General features: G+C 39.0%; 10 protein-coding genes and 1 tRNA gene. 2 read left to right on the top strand and 9 right to left on the bottom strand.

Annotation, left to right across the window (positions count from 1 at the left end; translation table 11 throughout):
- Positions 1-3 precede the first annotated feature (3 nt).
- The 3 genes from HQN62_RS03745 to HQN62_RS03735 all read right to left on the bottom strand — a co-directional run bounded on the left by HQN62_RS03745 (position 4) and on the right by HQN62_RS03735 (position 12,491).
- Entirely contained in the window at positions 4-933 is a 930-nt protein-coding gene (locus tag HQN62_RS03745; protein WP_173503375.1) for a PorP/SprF family type IX secretion system membrane protein, read from the bottom strand.
- Between the two features lie 36 nt (positions 934-969).
- Positions 970-10,731 carry a tandem-95 repeat protein gene (locus HQN62_RS03740; protein ID WP_173503374.1) on the bottom strand — a complete coding sequence of 3,254 codons (9,762 nt, stop codon included), beginning with the start codon at positions 10,729-10,731 and terminating at the stop codon, positions 970-972.
- A gap of 704 nt (positions 10,732-11,435) precedes the next feature.
- Positions 11,436-12,491: a helix-turn-helix transcriptional regulator gene (locus tag HQN62_RS03735; protein ID WP_173503373.1), complete on the bottom strand. Its 1,056-nt coding sequence runs from the start codon at positions 12,489-12,491 to the stop codon at positions 11,436-11,438.
- Between the two features lie 440 nt (positions 12,492-12,931).
- Between HQN62_RS03735 and HQN62_RS18905 the strand changes: the two genes are divergently transcribed.
- The gene (locus tag HQN62_RS18905; RefSeq protein WP_254454473.1) at positions 12,932-13,111 is read left to right on the top strand and encodes a hypothetical protein; all 180 of its coding nucleotides are present in this window, start codon (positions 12,932-12,934) and stop codon (positions 13,109-13,111) included.
- A 476-nt stretch (positions 13,112-13,587) separates the two neighbouring features.
- The gene (locus HQN62_RS03725) at positions 13,588-13,875 is read left to right on the top strand and encodes a DNA-binding protein (protein ID WP_254454472.1); all 288 of its coding nucleotides are present in this window, start codon (positions 13,588-13,590) and stop codon (positions 13,873-13,875) included.
- A 331-nt stretch (positions 13,876-14,206) separates the two neighbouring features.
- Here HQN62_RS03725 and HQN62_RS03720 read toward each other — a convergent pair whose 3' ends face one another.
- The 6 genes from HQN62_RS03720 to HQN62_RS03695 all read right to left on the bottom strand — a co-directional run bounded on the left by HQN62_RS03720 (position 14,207) and on the right by HQN62_RS03695 (position 19,943).
- The gene (locus HQN62_RS03720) at positions 14,207-15,598 is read right to left on the bottom strand and encodes a site-specific integrase (protein WP_173503372.1); all 1,392 of its coding nucleotides are present in this window, start codon (positions 15,596-15,598) and stop codon (positions 14,207-14,209) included.
- A 271-nt stretch (positions 15,599-15,869) separates the two neighbouring features.
- Positions 15,870-15,956, bottom strand: a tRNA-Ser gene (locus HQN62_RS03715).
- 61 nt (positions 15,957-16,017) lie between these two features.
- A complete protein-coding gene (locus HQN62_RS03710; protein ID WP_173503371.1) occupies positions 16,018-17,046 on the bottom strand; it encodes an asparaginase in 1,029 nt (342 codons plus the stop codon).
- Entirely contained in the window at positions 17,036-18,172 is a 1,137-nt protein-coding gene (locus HQN62_RS03705) for a 1-acyl-sn-glycerol-3-phosphate acyltransferase (protein WP_173503370.1), read from the bottom strand. The genes HQN62_RS03710 and HQN62_RS03705 overlap by 11 nt, the downstream gene beginning before the upstream one ends.
- Positions 18,173-18,236: 64 nt before the next feature.
- Positions 18,237-19,016: a TatD family hydrolase gene (locus HQN62_RS03700; RefSeq protein WP_173503369.1), complete on the bottom strand. Its 780-nt coding sequence runs from the start codon at positions 19,014-19,016 to the stop codon at positions 18,237-18,239.
- 201 nt (positions 19,017-19,217) lie between these two features.
- Positions 19,218-19,943, bottom strand: coding sequence for a tetratricopeptide repeat protein (locus HQN62_RS03695; protein WP_173503368.1), 726 nt, complete (start codon positions 19,941-19,943; stop codon positions 19,218-19,220).
- Position 19,944 lies beyond the last annotated feature (1 nt).

Below are 19,944 nucleotides of genomic sequence, written 5' to 3'. Positions count from 1 at the left end.
TTTTTAGAAGAATCTTGGAGAAATAATTTTGTCGTATTTATTAAATAATTCATATCGCAAAAAGATCTCATGTGAACCTGAATTGTATCGTGCAAATTCTGTAGTATCAAAGTCATAACTGTACCCTATAAACCATGTATCGCTGGCTTGGAAACCTACCATAGCACTCATAGCGGCACTCCACCTGTAAGCTAATCCTGCCACGAATTTTTCATTCATCATAAAATTGGCACTTACATCCACTTGAAGCGGGGCTCCTTGAACGTATTTGGTTTGCAATGATGGTTTTAATTTTACACTAGTACTCAAATCAAATACATAACCTGCAATCAAATAATAATTGATCTTCTCGGTGGCAATATGACTTGTAGAACTCGAAGTTGCAGATTTATCAAAATGTTCTGTTTCAATTAAATTGGGTGCTGATATCCCTATGTAGCTATTGTCAGAATGCAAATAGAATCCGACTCCAATATTAGGTGAAAATTTATTATCAATATTATCTTCGTACAGATTGGGATCGCCAGGCTGGTACTTTAGCTTTCCAAAATCAATATTTAACAAATTGGCACTAGCTTTTAATCCAAAAGACATTTTATATCTCTGCGAAGCGGGTATAGTATAGGAAAAATCAACTGCTATATTATTTTCAACAGAGGGTCCTATACGGTCATTTATAATAGATAAACCCAAGCCTACTTTACTCTCGCTTATAGGAGTATTAATAGATAATGAATTCGTAACTGGAGCTCCTTCTACTCCAACCCACTGATTACGATGCAAAGCGAATATGCTCATAGCTTCTCTAGAGCCCGCATAGGCAGGATTAACAACAATTGTGTTGTACATATATTGAGTGTATTGAGCATCTTGTTGTGCTGAACTCACAATGGTGAAAAGCATTATTACCAACCTTATTATTTTTGTTTTCATGTGCAGTTTTTTATTTATAATTTGGAACTTATCTTATTATTTTCTGTTCAAATACAAGTAACCTGATTTTTCTAAAGTATTAGAATTACTGTCCGTGTATTTCAGTATATAAAAATATGTTCCTACTGGCAATTCTTGTGACTTTTCAACTGTCACTCGTCCTTCAGAAATGCCTTTGAATGCATTATTTACATTATCATAATGCTCGCGTTCAAATACTAATACTCCCCAACGGTTGAAAATCTGTATCGAATTATCAGGATAACATTCCAATCCTCTGATATAAAATTTATCATATTGACCGCTTCCATCAATTGTAAGCGCATTGTATACTTCTATTGCACATCCTGAAACCAAAAGTACCGTAGGATTATCTTCGCCCAAATTTAAATCATCTGATTTATCTTCTATTCTTATTCCGTCTGGACTCGTACCATAAACTATGGCCTGATTTGAAACAGATCCTGAATTGATATCCACTTGTTTTATAGAATATTCCCCTTTGAAATGAGTTGTATTACTTTCACCTACTGCCAGTGATAATGGAACTCCTGACATTAAAACTCCTGGTAACGGATCTGTTATAGTTACATTAGTTAAAGGGACATTTCCTGTATTTGCCACTTCAAAACTATAAGTAATAGTCTCTCCTGCTTGTGCATAACCGTCTCCATTCTCATCATTAAAATGAGCTGTTTTCACCAACGCAATATTTGGTCTAGATACAAATACTGTAACTGTTGCGCTACTGCAATTACTAGGATTTGCTTTTTCACAAATACTGTAATTTAAGATATATGTACCTCCAGGAATATTGGCTAAAGTATCTATCGTTCCATCCGAATTAAATATAAAATTAGGATTTGGATCTGCTGTTAATATTATATCTGATGGATTAACAGGTAATCCATTAAAAGTATCATTTGTCAGTACATTGTAGATTCCTGTTGATGCTTTGCTTCCATCTACACTTCCTGCATCGTCGTTATTTGCTTGAATACTAAATCCTGATGATGCCGTTACGCTGATAACAATATCAGCTGTATCGGTAAGAGATCCGTCGGTTAGTGTATAAGTAACTGTTGGAACTGTTCCGTTGTAATTGCTTACAGGTACAAAAGTTAAACTTCCGTCTGACAATATCGTGATAGCTCCAACACCTGGAATCGTTACTGCAAATCCTACTGTCTGAGTCCCTGCGATGCCTGCGATGGTATAACTCTGAACTGTTAATACTGCTGAATCCAAATCACTGTCCAGTCCTGCTGTTGCATCAGTATCGGTGATTACGTTTCCTGTGATAGAAACCGCATCTTCCAATCCGCTGTACGCATTGTCCTGTGCTACTGGAGCGTCGTCAACTGACGTTACATTGAACGTAACGGTTGCTGTAGAGGTATCACCGTCGGCATCGGTAATGGTATAACTGATGCTTACCGCTCCGTTGTAGTTCAACGCTGGTGTGAAGTCTATCGTATCATCTGTCGGATTGTTAGGCGTCCCGTTAGTGTTCACGGCTGCTGTTCCTACTGATGCTAAGATTGGGGTTACTGTGATGCTGCCAGTGCTTGGTCCGTCCCCGCCAAAACTGTCATTTCCTAATACTGCGATGTTGGTTAATCCGCTGTCTTCGGCTACGTCGGATGGCGTGTCGTTTGCTGCTACTGGAGCGTCGTCAACTGACGTTACATTGAACGTAACGGTTGCTGTAGAGGTATCACCGTCGGCATCGGTAATGGTATAACTGATGCTTACCGCTCCGTTGTAGTTCAACGCTGGTGTGAAGTCTATCGTATCATCTGTCGGATTGTTAGGCGTCCCGTTAGTGTTCACGGCTGCTGTTCCTACTGATGCTAAGATTGGGGTTACTGTGATGCTGCCCGTGCTTGGTCCGTCACCGCCAAAACTGTCATTCCCTAATACTGCGATATTGCTTAATCCGCTGTCTTCCGTTACGTTGGATGGGCTGTCGGCTCCTGCTACTGGTGCGTCGTCAACTGATGTTACATTGAAGGCAACTGCCGCTGTCGAGGTATCGCCATCGGCATCGGTTATCGTATAGCTAATGCTTACCGGACCGTTGTAGTTCAACGCTGGTGTAAAGTCAATCGTATCATCGGTTGGATCGTTCGGAGTGCCATTGTTGTTCACTACCGCTGTTCCTACTAATGCTGAAATCGGAGTTACGGTGATGCTGCCCGTGCTTGGTCCGTCACCGCCAAAACTGTCATTCCCTAATACTGCGATATTGCTTAATCCGCTGTCTTCCGTTACGTTGGATGGGCTGTCGGCTCCTGCTACTGGTGCGTCGTCAACTGATGTTACATTGAAGGCAACTGCCGCTGTCGAGGTATCGCCATCGGCATCGGTTATCGTATAGCTAATGCTTACCAGACCGTTGTAGTTCAACGCTGGTGTAAAGTCAATCGTATCATCGGTTGGATCGTTCGGAGTGCCATTGTTGTTCACTACCGCTGTTCCTACTAATGCTGAAATCGGAGTTACGGTGATGCTGCCCGTGCTTGGTCCGTCACCGCCAAAACTGTCATTCCCTAATACTGCGATATTGCTTAATCCGCTGTCTTCCGTTACGTTGGATGGGCTGTCGGCTCCTGCTACTGGTGCGTCGTCAACTGATGTTACATTGAAGGCAACTGCCGCTGTCGAGGTATCGCCATCGGCATCGGTAATGGTATAACTGATGCTTACCGCGCCGTTGTAGTTCAACGCCGGTGTGAAGTCTATCGTGTCATCCGTCGGATCATTTGCTGTACCGTTATTATTCAATACGGCGATTCCAACTAATGCTGAGATCGGAGTTACTGTAATGCTGCCTGTGCTTGGTCCGTCACCGCCAAAACTGTCATTCCCTAATACTGCGATATTGGTTAATCCGCTGTCTTCCGCTACGTCGGATGGTGTGTCGTTTACTGCTGCCGGAGCATCATCAACTGACGTTACATTGAACGTAACTGTTGCTGCAGAGGTATCTCCGTCGGCATCGGTAATGGTATAACTGATGCTTACCGCGCCGTTGTAGTTCAACGCCGGTGTGAAGTCTATCGTGTCATCCGTCGGATCATTTGCTGTACCGTTATTATTCAATACGGCGATTCCAACTAATGCTGAGATCGGAGTTACTGTAATGCTGCCTGTGCTTGGTCCGTCACCGCCAAAACTGTCATTCCCTAATACTGCGATATTGGTTAATCCGCTGTCTTCCGCTACGTCGGATGGTGTGTCGTTTACTGCTGCCGGAGCATCATCAACTGACGTTACATTGAACGTAACTGTTGCTGCAGAGGTATCTCCGTCGGCATCGGTAATGGTATAACTGATGCTTACCGCGCCGTTGTAGTTCAACGCCGGTGTGAAGTCTATCGTGTCATCCGTCGGATCATTTGCTGTACCGTTATTATTCAATACGGCGGTTCCAACTAATGCTGAGATCGGAGTTACTGTAATGCTGCCTGTGCTTGGTCCGTCACCGCCAAAACTGTCATTCCCTAATACTGCGATATTGGTTAATCCGCTGTCTTCCGCTACGTCGGATGGTGTGTCGTTTGCTGCTGCCGGAGCATCATCAACTGACGTTACATTGAACGTAACTGTTGCTGCAGAGGTATCTCCGTCGGCATCGGTAATGGTATAACTGATGCTTACCGCGCCGTTGTAGTTCAACGCCGGTGTGAAGTCTATCGTGTCATCCGTCGGATCATTTGCTGTACCGTTATTATTCAATACGGCGATTCCAACTAATGCTGAGATCGGAGTTACTGTAATGCTGCCTGTGCTTGGTCCGTCACCGCCAAAACTGTCATTCCCTAATACTGCGATATTGGTTAATCCGCTGTCTTCCGCTACGTCGGATGGTGTGTCGTTTGCTGCTGCCGGAGCATCATCAACTGACGTTACATTGAACGTAACTGTTGCTGCAGAGGTATCTCCGTCGGCATCGGTAATGGTATAACTGATGCTTACCGCGCCGTTGTAGTTCAACGTCGGTGTGAAGTCTATCGTGTCATCCGTCGGATCATTTGCTGTACCGTTATTATTCAATACGGCGGTTCCAACTAATGCTGAGATCGGAGTTACTGTAATGCTGCCTGTGCTTGGTCCGTCACCGCCAAAACTGTCATTCCCTAATACTGCGATGTTGGTTAATCCGCTGTCTTCCGCTACGTCGGATGGTGTGTCGTTTGCTGCTGCCGGAGCATCATCAACTGACGTTACATTGAACGTAACTGTTGCTGCAGAGGTATCTCCGTCGGCATCGGTAATGGTATAACTGATGCTTACCGCGCCGTTGTAGTTCAACGCCGGTGTGAAGTCTATCGTGTCATCCGTCGGATCATTTGCTGTACCGTTATTATTCAATACGGCGATTCCAACTAATGCTGAGATCGGAGTTACTGTAATGCTGCCTGTGCTTGGTCCGTCACCGCCAAAACTGTCATTCCCTAATACTGCGATATTGGTTAATCCGCTGTCTTCCGCTACGTCGGATGGTGTGTCGTTTGCTGCTGCCGGAGCATCATCAACTGACGTTACATTGAACGTAACTGTTGCTGCAGAGGTATCTCCGTCGGCATCGGTAATGGTATAACTGATGCTTACCGCGCCGTTGTAGTTCAACGCCGGTGTGAAGTCTATCGTGTCATCCGTCGGATCATTTGCTGTACCGTTATTATTCAATACGGCGGTTCCAACTAATGCTGAGATCGGAGTTACTGTAATGCTGCCTGTGCTTGGTCCGTCACCGCCAAAACTGTCATTCCCTAATACTGCGATGTTGGTTAATCCGCTGTCTTCCGCTACGTCGGATGGTGTGTCGTTTGCTGCTGCCGGAGCATCATCAACTGACGTTACATTGAACGTAACTGTTGCTGCAGAGGTATCTCCGTCGGCATCGGTAATGGTATAACTGATGCTTACCGCGCCGTTGTAGTTCAACGCCGGTGTGAAGTCTATCGTGTCATCCGTCGGATCATTTGCTGTACCGTTATTGTTCACTGCCGCTGTTCCAACTAATGCTGAGATCGGAGTTACTGTAATGCTGCCTGTGCTTGGTCCGTCACCGCCAAAACTGTCATTCCCTAATACTGCGATGTTGGTTAATCCGCTGTCTTCCGCTACGTCGGATGGTGTGTCGTTTGCTGCTGCCGGAGCATCATCAACTGACGTTACATTGAACGTAACTGTTGCTGCAGAGGTATCTCCGTCGGCATCGGTAATGGTATAACTGATGCTTACCGCGCCGTTGTAGTTCAACGCCGGTGTGAAGTCTATCGTGTCATCCGTCGGATCATTTGCTGTACCGTTATTATTCAATACGGCGATTCCAACTAATGCTGAGATCGGAGTTACTGTAATGCTGCCTGTGCTTGGTCCGTCACCGCCAAAACTGTCATTCCCTAATACTGCGATATTGGTTAATCCGCTGTCTTCCGCTACGTCGGATGGTGTGTCGTTTGCTGCTGCCGGAGCATCATCAACTGACGTTACATTGAACGTAACTGTTGCTGCAGAGGTATCTCCGTCGGCATCGGTAATGGTATAACTGATGCTTACCGCGCCGTTGTAGTTCAACGCCGGTGTGAAGTCTATCGTGTCATCCGTCGGATCATTTGCTGTACCGTTATTATTCAATACGGCGATTCCAACTAATGCTGAGATCGGAGTTACTGTAATGCTGCCTGTGCTTGGTCCGTCACCGCCAAAACTGTCATTCCCTAATACTGCGATATTGGTTAATCCGCTGTCTTCCGCTACGTCGGATGGTGTGTCGTTTGCTGCTGCCGGAGCATCATCAACTGACGTTACATTGAACGTAACTGTTGCTGCAGAGGTATCTCCGTCGGCATCGGTAATGGTATAACTGATGCTTACCGCGCCGTTGTAGTTCAACGCCGGTGTGAAGTCTATCGTGTCATCCGTCGGATCATTTGCTGTACCGTTATTATTCAATACGGCGGTTCCAACTAATGCTGAGATCGGAGTTACTGTAATGCTGCCTGTGCTTGGTCCGTCACCGCCAAAACTGTCATTCCCTAATACTGCGATATTGGTTAATCCGCTGTCTTCCGCTACGTCGGATGGTGTGTCGTTTGCTGCTGCCGGAGCATCATCAACTGACGTTACATTGAACGTAACTGTTGCTGCAGAGGTATCTCCGTCGGCATCGGTAATGGTATAACTGATGCTTACCGCGCCGTTGTAGTTCAACGCCGGTGTGAAGTCTATCGTGTCATCCGTCGGATCATTTGCTGTACCGTTATTATTCAATACGGCGGTTCCAACTAATGCTGAGATCGGAGTTACTGTAATGCTGCCTGTGCTTGGTCCGTCACCGCCAAAACTGTCATTCCCTAATACTGCGATGTTGGTTAATCCGCTGTCTTCCGCTACGTCGGATGGTGTGTCGTTTGCTGCTGCCGGAGCATCATCAACTGACGTTACATTGAACGTAACTGTTGCTGCAGAGGTATCTCCGTCGGCATCGGTAATGGTATAACTGATGCTTACCGCGCCGTTGTAGTTCAACGTCGGTGTGAAGTCTATCGTGTCATCCGTCGGATCATTTGCTGTACCGTTATTATTCAATACGGCGGTTCCAACTAATGCTGAGATCGGAGTTACTGTAATGCTGCCTGTGCTTGGTCCGTCACCGCCAAAACTGTCATTCCCTAATACTGCGATGTTGGTTAATCCGCTGTCTTCCGCTACGTCGGATGGTGTGTCGTTTGCTGCTGCCGGAGCATCATCAACTGACGTTACATTGAACGTAACTGTTGCTGCAGAGGTATCTCCGTCGGCATCGGTAATGGTATAACTGATGCTTACCGCGCCGTTGTAGTTCAACGCCGGTGTGAAGTCTATCGTGTCATCCGTCGGATCATTTGCTGTACCGTTATTATTCAATACGGCGATTCCAACTAATGCTGAGATCGGAGTTACTGTAATGCTGCCTGTGCTTGGTCCGTCACCGCCAAAACTGTCATTCCCTAATACTGCGATATTGGTTAATCCGCTGTCTTCCGCTACGTCGGATGGTGTGTCGTTTGCTGCTGCCGGAGCATCATCAACTGACGTTACATTGAACGTAACTGTTGCTGCAGAGGTATCTCCGTCGGCATCGGTAATGGTATAACTGATGCTTACCGCGCCGTTGTAGTTCAACGCCGGTGTGAAGTCTATCGTGTCATCCGTCGGATCATTTGCTGTACCGTTATTATTCAATACGGCGGTTCCAACTAATGCTGAGATCGGAGTTACTGTAATGCTGCCTGTGCTTGGTCCGTCACCGCCAAAACTGTCATTCCCTAATACTGCGATGTTGGTTAATCCGCTGTCTTCCGCTACGTCGGATGGTGTGTCGTTTGCTGCTGCCGGAGCATCATCAACTGACGTTACATTGAACGTAACTGTTGCTGCAGAGGTATCTCCGTCGGCATCGGTAATGGTATAACTGATGCTTACCGCGCCGTTGTAGTTCAACGCCGGTGTGAAGTCTATCGTGTCATCCGTCGGATCATTTGCTGTACCGTTATTGTTCACTGCCGCTGTTCCAACTAATGCTGAGATCGGAGTTACTGTAATGCTGCCTGTGCTTGGTCCGTCACCGCCAAAACTGTCATTCCCTAATACTGCGATGTTGGTTAATCCGCTGTCTTCCGCTACGTCGGATGGTGTGTCGTTTGCTGCTGCCGGAGCGTCGTCAAGTACTATTAAATTAGCGCTTGCAGAGGTAACCGTTCCACAAACAAAATTACTTTGGGTAATTACATCTCTGTAATCATATCCATTCATTGCTGCGGTTGCTGCGGTAATAGTTAAAGTTGTAGAAGTAACATTAGAATAAACACCAGTATTGGTTATGTTTGTCCAAGAAGTACCATTATCAGTAGTTACTTGCCATTGGTGTTGAGTAACTCCTGAACCTCCGGAAACAGCTACCGAAAATGTAGTATTAGCACCGGCAAGAACTGATTCATCTGTAGGTTGTGTATCTATTATGCTAGCGGTACCAAGTATAATAACATTTGTATAATCACCAGAATACGAAGCAGCAACAGGACCATTTACTCTTCCTGAGGCATCAACAGTTGGAATTCCAGTTCCATAAACACCACCATCACCTCCGTCTGCAGAGCTAGAATTATAATACTCATTTGCATCAGAACAACCATCATTATCAGAATCTAAGTCTAGTTGGTTTAAAACACCATCAAGATCTGTATCATATCTATCATCTATTCCGTCGGCATTAGTATCAATAAAACCTGCAACTGAAGGATCAAAATAATTAGGAATTTTATCCGAATCAGAATCTCCAAAAGGATCTGGTAAAGCTCCATATTCAACAGTATCTAAAATTCCATCATTATCATCATCTAAATCACAATTTTGAGGAACACTATCGGTATCTGTGTTTCCAACATAATTTGGATTTTCAATCGGAATATACAAAGATACTGCACCTCCAGATTGACCGTCACGAGAATCATTTCTAAAACCATCCAAATGCTGTCCTCCTATACCACCTGTTGTATTTACAGAAAGATTTGCTGGAAGTGTAGCTTTTGAATAAAGTAAAACACCTCCACCTCCACCTCCACCTGGACCATGATACGTATTTGTATTTAAATCTTGACCGTCACCGCCATTGATATTAACTGTAAGATTAGCTGTGTATTTATTTACTTTTAATACAACTGACCCACCAGCACCACCACCACCACCTCCATCAGGAGCACCAACAGGATTAACTGCCAAAGGTGATAACCCATTTGCATTTATAAAATGACCATTACCAATTATTTCATCTGCAAAAATAATGACAATTCCTCCTCCATCAGCGGCGGTAGAAGGATTACTTGTTGAAACCCAACCTGGCCCACCAGCTCCGCCAAGGAAAGCTTTATCTTGTGCAAGGTAAGTTGTCATTACATATCCTCCAACTCCTCCTGCATTCGCTCCACTTACGTCGCACCAGCGTTTTCCACCTTCACCACCAGCACCATAATTGGATCCTCCTCCTCCTCCTGAATCTCCCGAAACACCTGATCCACCACCATTTGCCCTTGGCGCTCTACCTCTATCTGTTGCTGAATTAAATAAGGCAATACCTTCTCCTCTAGTATAGGATGAATTATTAGTGTCGGGTAAGACAAATTGTGTAGAAGGGGTGACAGAACAATTATTTGGCGTCCCATTAATTGGCATCTGAATTCCTCTGAATCCTCTTCCATTTACATCAATATCAGCATTGAATGTAAGCGTTTTAGCACTTATCGCTACAACACCACCGATGCCAGCTGCATCATTCCAATCTAAAGAAGTTAAAGTTCCATTAATATTTGCAGAAGTATAATTAGGAATTCTAACCACTTGTACTTTTCCAGCTACATTATAGCTTCGAATCAATGGATAGCGAGGTGTTACTATATTACCTACAATGCTTGCAATCTCAAAGAATTCGTAATTACCAGCATCATTAATAGCTGTTATACTTCCACCAGCAACTGTATTTGACGTGCTAATCGTTGCTCCTTTCATTTGAATAATAAGAGCCTTATCTCCCACAGCAAAATTTGAAGCATCAGTAACTGTGATTGTATGACTGCAACTTAAACTACATGCCGCACAGCTAGGAAGATTTAAACTTGTGACAGAAGTGTATGAATTAACAATTCCTGAAATATTTGTTTGGGATAGTGTTTTATTGCTCGTGAAAATTAGCAAAAATAAGATTACAGAAAAAATTGCTTTTTTCTTAAAAAAAGTAGTGTTATGCATAGGTTGTGGTATTTATTAAATCTGGGTAATTTAACTTCAATATAATTTTTTACCCTAAAAACTTATTCATTTTTAGACTTGAAATTTATTTTTGTACAATCAAAAAATTATAAAAAAAATAGTTGCAAATTTGATAATTAATAGCACATTAAGATTAAAAAATCGGCAAAGCGCGCATATTTCCTTTAAAAAACATTAATGTTCTAAATATGTAAGAAATAAACACTCTTAAAAACTTAAATTAAATATTTAAAAATTAAAAATTACAACTACAAAAAAACTAAAATTGACTAAAAAACATCTGAATTTAAATTTGAATTGAAAATTAGATTAAAAATTAAAACCAATATTATCAATTGAAATTTCAAAATAAAACCAAGCGTATAACATTAATTAAAGTTGTCCATAAATTTTAAATGAAGCAAAAAAAAACAACAAGAACTATGAGTAATACAGGTGCGTATGTTTTTTATCCCTGATAATTCATTCATTTCGGCAACGAAAATAGAAGAAAAAAAAAACTCTGAATAGTCAATTCGGACATAATTAGCATGACTAAACTTAGCTATTTATTTGAAAGAAAAAAAATATTTAAACGAATCTAAGTATTTTACAAAATACTGTAATTCAACACATAAACTCTCGTAAGCAATAAAGAAAAAAAAAGAAAAAAAACATTATATCATCTTTTTTTTTTAAAAAAGTCATAAACGAACCTCAGAAGGCAATTTTCCAAAGCGCTTTTTAAAGTTAGAAGCAAATCGACTAGCAGAATCATAACCTGTAACAACTGCAATATCTTGAATATGGATATTTGAATTTTGAATTAATTGCATAGCCAAAAGCATATTTTTCTCTTTATGATATTGCAACATAGAGAACCCAAAAACTACTTTAAAATTTGACTTCAATTTTGTAGGAGATGTATTGACTTCCTTTGCAATGGATTCGATACCGATAAAAGGCAGTTGCAAATTATGCAAAATAATTTTTTCTGCCTTGGCTACATTATGATAGTCTAAATTAGTCAAGGAAATATTATCTAAAATACGGTTGTCTTCAAAAGAGTTATCAAAAAAATCAGCCATTAAGTTTATGCATTTCTTCTTCAATCTCGCTCTATCAGATTGTATATCATCCACATTTTTCAAAATTATCGAAATCTCTTTCGTTATATTATGCGCCTGCGGTGCAATGTCTAACCAAGTATAAGACCCTTTTTTAGCATTTAAAAAGTTCCTGATAGCCTTTCTGTGTTGGAATTTTTTAGAGGAAAAATTTTTATCAACCCAATCTTTTCTAATAGCAAAACTAAAGAATTTACCAGTTGTTCCTTTGTAAAAATAACTAGACACTTTGGTTTCTGGCTTACTGAAAGTCCAACAAGTACTTAAAAGTAATATCTCTTGACTATCTTTAAAAGAAAACTTGTACTCAAATACTGAGAATGTAAGCAAGTAATACTCACTTAATTCATTCTTATCATAACGAGATTTAGTAACAATATTTTCCTTAACACTCATATCCACTTCCAAAATCCAAAAACCATCCTCAATTTCACGATAATACATCTTTGCTTTACAAAGAGCAGTATTGAAAGAAATAAGTTGTTTTAAAGGAATATGATTCGTTATTGGAAGTTTTAAGATACTCTCCAGCATTATTTTTGGAGAATTAAATAAATAAGGAAGTTTAAAAAAATCATCTTTAAGAAGAAAAAGATACTTCTGAATATATTTTGGCCAATTATCTAAAGTCATAAAATCTAAAATTGATAAAAGTTAATCTCACAAACATAAAATCAATCCATCAAAAATTAACAAGGCAAAAATATCAATAAAACGATTAATAAATCTAAAAAAATTAAACATATCCTTACTATTTAATCACTTTTCAATTCATAATAATTATTCTTTGCTTTTTTATAATATATATAAAAATAATAGTATAAACTAAATAGTTAACATTAAAGACAAATCTAATGGGGAAAATGACACCAAAATTCCTTGGCAATAAAATTTAGTTCAACTTAGAACTAAACCGATTTTTTTATCACTTTGATAGCAAAGTAATTTAAATATTGAAAAAATCTCTGCAATGAAACTATAGCCTAGGGATAATGTTTTTGCCATAATTCCAACAAGGAAAAAAGTATATTGGAATTATAAAAGCGACTGCCCATAATTCTAGCAAAATAAAAGTGGGGGAAATTGTAAATATTCGATTGGAGAATTATCCTGATAGAGAATTTGACATTGTAAAAGGAATTGTAAAAGCCATTTCGCTAACTCCTGACAAAGAAGGTAATTTATTAATTAGAATTCCCTTACCAAACGGCTTAGAAACCTCTTATAAAAAACAAATCGTTTTTCAGCAATAAATATCAGGTACTTCTAATATTGTTACCGAGGATTTACGATTATTTGAGCGTTTGCTGTACCAATTTAGAGATGCTTTCAAAAGACACCTCTCTTGAACGCAATCTAAATTTGGATATTCATTTAAAAAAATAATTGCAGTGCTCCTAACACGATTCTCTTATAATAAATAGTTCCATATAAGGAATTATTATTAAAAATGAGGCTATTAGATGAAAGGCATTGAAAAAGTCCCTACTTCCAAAAATGAATTACCCCGAGGCAGAGTCATCGAGGTATCAATCGGAAAAGAGTAAATTTTAGTTTTATGGAAACCTAAGGTTTTCAAATTTTCCTCTTTAACCCCGAGGCAAAGCCTCGAGGAATTCTACCTATTAAATTCCTACGCATGGACATTTAATGCCTAAAAGCTACCCAAAGCGCCACTTTTAAGCAAAGAAAAACATTGCGCCATAACTTAGCTCACAATTAACAATAAATGAGAGGTGCGATGATGAACGACAATATAAATAAAGATGATTTAAGGCAATTTGGTCTATTGCTTGTAGACCAATTCAAACAAATTATAAAGAACAACCAGAATAAAGACGATGACGACCTAAATCCAGAATGGATTAAAAGCCGTGTTGTCAAGAAACTAATGGATATGTCTGCAGCATCGTTACAGAATCTCCGGATTACTGGAAAAGTGCGCTTCAAAAAAATTTTAGGATCTTACTATTACAACAAATCAGATTTAATGAATCTGTTCAACGATAAAAAATAATATGAGACTTAAAAAGCTTTTAAAGTACCTTTCCTTTTTAGAAGAAGATCACAGACTAAATGTTTGGCACTTTGCACTCTTAAGTGCAATTCTTTGTCTCGCTTATAAGCAAGGACAGACTAGGATCATTAAAGTGAGTCGTAGCAAGATAATGTCACTATCGCATATTAGCACAATCCCAACCTATCATAAATACTTTAAGGAGTTGCAGCAAATGGGCTATATCAATTACAGACCATCCTATCATCCAGGATATCGAAGCGAAGTGGAAATAACAATAAAGCCTCACGATTTATCTTAAGTGTTCCTTGGTAATATTAAAATGCTTTTATCATACATTAAAAACCTTACGTAACTTTACCATCTGTAAATCTATATCCAGAAGTTCTTCAGCATTATGTACAATACTCTGCGCACTATCAGCAGTAGCAAATTGCTGCTTCAATTCTTGAATTTCCCTTTCCATTCTTTCGAGAACAGAAAGCCCCTCACCTCGGGTAATAATTTTTTCCCTATCCAATCTATTCTTTAATACTTGCATCTCCCTACCAATTGTCACTTGTTCTGTTAATGCGTATTCCTCAGTCTGCTTAACAGATTGATGACCAAGCATTTCTTTAACTACATGAATTGGCACACCATTGTTCAGCGTAACTGTACTTCCAAAAGTACGTCTCGCTTTATGTGTGTTCAATGTGAAATTGAAACCGCATAAATCACCGATTTCCTTCAAGTAGGCATTCATCTTCTGATTTGACAAAACAGGCAAGACAGTACCACGTTTCAGGCATAAAGGATGTTTTTTGTATTTCTCCATAATTTCAACAGCTTTTGGAAGCAATGGAATATTAGTTTCGGAATCCGTTTTCTGCCTCGCGGACATAATCCATTGTCCCCCATCAATACCGATTTTAATATTTGCCAGCTTCAGTTGGAAAACATCTATATAAGCTAATCCCGTATAACATTGGAAAATAAAAACATCTCTAACTACTTCTAGTCTCTCTATGGCAAAATCGCGATCCTCCAATATAAAAAGCTCTTCTGCAGTCATGGGTTTTTTATTCGTTTTGGTCTTTTTACCCTTGAACAGCTTAAAAGGATCAGTTGTAATAATCTCTTTAGCTATGGCTCTGAGCACAATTTTCTTAAAGTTAGATATATACTTTAAAGAAGTGTTATTGCTGCATCCTTGTACTGTTTTAAGGTAAAACTCGTAATCTTTTATAAATTCATAATTTAGCTCCCTGAATTCAAGATCATCTACGTTATATTTAAACCTTATAAAATCACTAACATGAGATTTGGCTGTTACATAACGCTCAAGCGTGCCTGGAGCATACTCTTTCGGCACCAACGCTTTGACTTCATTATTATGGTTTTGAAACTCTTCTAAAACTTTTGCTTTTGAAGCTACCTTCCCTTTAACGTAATCAATGAGTTTCTGCGCAGTGATCGTTTGGTCACTGTAAAGCAAATCTGTTTTTCTTTTTTTGACTTTCAATTCCAGCGAATTCAAAAATTCATTTAATACTCTAGAATCTTCCTTACTTCCAGTAGCTCTTTCCAATTTCTGATCCCACCGGTTTACATTCCAACTGTACTTCGTAGATGTTTCTTTAGGAATCCCATCAACTGTAATTCTTAAATAAATAGATCTGACATTAGTTTTTTTTCGCGGACTCTTCAAAAAGAAAGTTAATCCAAAACTGTTCTCTAACATAATTCAACATTTTAAGTTAATAAAGGTCGAACTATAGTTCTTTAAAATCAAGTCGTTAATGCAGTTTACATGTTATAAATCAATCAGTTACAACGATTTTGTGGCACACTTTTTTTCCCAGCCCGTTGCGCCACGAATGTGCCACAAAAAATAGGAGCCTTTTTGAAAATTATGAAGGTCCAGGGTATAAAAAAAGAAAACCTGCAAATTCATAACTTGCAGGTTTTTAGCACTTTAAAACGATTTAAGCGAGAAACATCACTTGTTTTCGCAGAGAGGAAGGGATTCGAACCCTCGATACAGTTACCCATATACTAGCTTTCCAGGCTAGCTCCTTCAACCACTCGGACACCTCTCTATTTTATTTGGGTCTGCAAAGAACATTAAAAAAAATGAATTTTGAAAGTAAAAAATCAATATTATTGCATTTCTCCCCTTAATGAAGTTTCGAATACATTTTTGAAGTCTGACGAAGCTATATTTTGCCCCAATAAATACATTAATTTGGTAATTGCAGCTTCAGTAGTAATATCTTTTCCAGAGATAATTCCCAGTTTTTTCATAGTGGTACTTGTTTCATAATGCCCCATACTCACACTGCCTATCGAACATTGCGTAACATTTACAATATGTAAACCTCTATTTATTGCATTTTGCAAAAGTGCCAAAAACCACTCTTCTGTAGGTGCATTTCCTGCGCCGTAGGTTTCAAGTACAATTCCTTTCAAACTGTCAATATTTAAAATCGCAGACAGTACGGTTTCACTTATTCCCGGAAACATTTTGATAATTGCCACATTATTGTCCAAATGTGTATGAACTTTCAAAGAAGTTCCATCATTTGCTGGTAAAAACAATTCCGAATTGATTTTCAAATGCACTCCAGACTCCACCAAAAAAGGGTAATTAGGAGAAACAAAAGCACGAAAATGTTCGGCATTTATCTTTGTCGTTCTATTACCACGGTATAATTTGTATTCAAAATAAAGACAAACTTCTTTGATGAGCGGTTTGCCATTTTCTTGTAAAGAAGCAATTTGAATCGCTGTAATTAAATTTTCTTTAGCATCGGTTCTCAAATCTCCAATAGGCAGTTGAGAGCCCGTAAAAATGATAGGTTTTGATAGATTTTCGAGCATAAAACTCAATGCCGAAGCCGAATACGACATGGTATCCGAACCATGTAATACCACAAAACCATCAAAATTGGCATAATTATTCTCAATTGTACGAACAATTTCGGCCCAATGCTCAGGATTCATATTGGACGAATCGATAGGATTTTCAAACGAAAAAGTATCTATCTCGCAATCCAGTAATTTTAATTCGGGAATATTATGAAGGAGTTTACTAAAATTGAAAGCCTTAAGAGCTCCTGTCTCAAAATCCTTTCTCATACCAATGGTACCACCGGTATAAATCAAGAGGATTTTAGGTTTAGAGTTCATTAACATATTTTAATTTATTGACAACTGGATTTGCGTACATGTCCAAAAACCCTTGTTTGGCAACTGGATGTTCGTGATCAATTCTCATCTCCAAACGTCGCTCAAAAAGCAATTTTTCGTTTTCGGTATATAAATGAGAAAATCGATTCGAGCAGTTCAAAATATCGTAAGCGATAAAATTGGTTGTCCACAATTTGTAATTGCTCAAAATGGAATCGTCAATTACTTGAGCCAATGCTTGAACTTGCTTGTTGGTAGTATCTACATTTTTGATAATTTCATCGATTTCAGTATCCAGAACATCACCTATATGTATGTGAATTCTTTTCTTTTGCCCGATGATTCCACTCAACAAAGTCTTGAAATCTTCGTTTTTCTCTTTCTTGTAAATTTCATTATTTGCTTCTGCCAATAACTGTGGCATTTTCAAAGCATCTGTTGGATCATATTCGTATGAAATTGAAACCGGAACAATTTTAATTTTCTTAAAATAATCCATTATATTAGGTTCGTCAGATCCCATGGCAATCATTTTCAAAACCCCAGGATTGGTTTCGTCATTTCCATCTTTGGTTCTTCCTTCGCGTTGCGCAATCCAAACCGAACGATTTTCGTGTAACAACAACTGAGCCATATATTCAGACAGCAATTTGGAACTCACCAGTAATTCTCTTGGTGATAATCCACGTAGAACCAAAAAGTTCCTGTTTAGTTTTGCTAATGTTTTTAAAAAAGATTTTTTCACCAAATTATCACCAATAGCCGACGAAGTCATATCCAAACCATGTTCAAACAAAGAAGAGTTTAACAGAGTTGTGTCTAAAACGATATCTCTATGATTCGAGATAAAAAGATAAGCAGTGTTCTTTTCTAACTTTTCAAAACCAGATGTGGTTAAGCCCTCCGAGCTTTTCTCCAACACCTGTTGCACTCCATAATAAATAAAGTTACATTGAAAATCACGAATTGAATGAGTTTTGCGAAGCTGTTCTTTCCAAATTTCATCTTCTACTCCTGGAAAACAAAAGTTCATTAAAGCTTTCATCATCGGATGATCAATAACTTTTATTATTCCTTCGTTTATTTCGGAATCATAAAAAGACCGAATCGCATCAAATTTATTCATTGTTAGTTTTCAATTTAGTTGGACAAAAGAACAAAAAAAATATTAAAGTTACAGAAAATCGATATTAAATACCGAATATTTTTGCAGAATTATCGGTTGTTACGGCCGCTATCTCATTTGCCGAAAGGCTATATATTTGGGCCAATTTATCGACAACATTTATTAAATAGCTGCTTTCGTTGCGTTTGCCGCGATAAGGAATTGGAGCCAAATATGGGGAATCTGTTTCCAAAACAATATGTTTTAAATCGATTTTATTCAAAAATTGATCTATTTTTCCATTTTTAAATGTAACAACCCCGCCTATTCCTAATTTCATATTATACGATATCGCCTGCAAGGCCTGCTCATAAGTTCCCGAAAAGCAATGAAAAATTCCAAACAATTCAGGTGATTTCTCCTCTTCCAAAATTTCGAATATTTCATCAAAAGCCTCACGACAATGAATCACTATCGGAAGTTTATATTGTTTGGCTAACTGAATTTGTTTTCTAAACGCGATTTGTTGCTCGACCAAATGTGTTTTATCCCAATACAAATCAATCCCTATTTCACCAATAGCGGCGAACTTTCTTTTAGTCAACTCAGTTTCAACATGCTGCAATTCCTCCAGATAATTATCCTTTACATAAGTAGGATGTAAACCCATCATCAAGAATATATTATTGGGATAATCTCGTTCCAAATCATACATGCTTTGCGTACAAGTAGAATCTATCGCAGGAACAAAAAAGCGTGTAACCCCATTATCAATGGCGCGTTGCATCATTTCGCTTCTGTCCAAATCAAATTCTTCTGAATATAAATGGGTGTGGGTATCTGTAAGTATTGTTTTTGTTTCCAAGTGTAAATTTTAATTCCGCAAAATTACTCGAAAAAACGGGCTTTACCAAAAAAGGAGTTGCGCAAAAAATATTTCCCAAAGATTCACAAAGAAAAAAAAGATTCGCAAAGATTTTAATATCTCAGCGAATCTTTAAAAATAAACTTTGTGAATCTTCGTGTAATCCTCTGCGAATCTTCGCGAAAAAACCGTTATAGAATATTAATCCAAATCATTCAGCAACGCATCCACCTGATCATTTCCTTCATAATCCTCAGGAATCGTCAACAAAAGCTCTTTGCACGATTTATAATCTTTTTGCTTCAATTTAGTCAAAGCCAAACTCCAAATCGCCTTATTTTTATAAATGGAATTCCCTTTCTCCAAACTTGTAAAAACCGCTTCGGCTTCTGGCAATCTATTCTCTTCCAGTAGTGCCACTCCATAAAAATACTGAATCTCGGCACTTTTATCTGCTTTCAAAATAGTTTCAAAAAGCGGAATTGCAGCTTTATATCTTTTCGCATTAAAAGCATCCTGAGCTAGTTTCAAATTATCATTCGCCTCCCCTCTCTCTGTAAAAAAAGCCATTTCAGGCTGATTGTAATCTTCAAACGTTGGATTCGAATTCTGATTCAAAAAGAACAATCCAAACAAAACCGCAACCGATGCTACCACCGCATAATACCATGGTTTCAATGCTATCACCTTAGGTTTGGACTTTCTAAAATGTTCCTTAGAAATCCCTTTCAAATTCTTCTTGAAATCGTTTAATTCATCAACTTGACCAAACTTATTTTTCAAATGAAGATGCAATTCTTTATAGGTTTCAAAAGCCATAGCCAAATCAGGCTGATCTTTTAACTGTTGCTCAAAAGCCAATCTCTCTTCAACGGACATTTCGCCTTGAAGATATTCGTCAAATTCCAAAAAGTGTTCTTCGTTCATG

Source organism: Flavobacterium sp. M31R6 (assembly GCF_013284035.1).
Lineage (GTDB): Bacteria > Bacteroidota > Bacteroidia > Flavobacteriales > Flavobacteriaceae > Flavobacterium.
The sequence above is the reverse complement of the archived record's forward strand: the minus strand, read 5'-3'. Positions and strand labels throughout refer to the sequence as shown.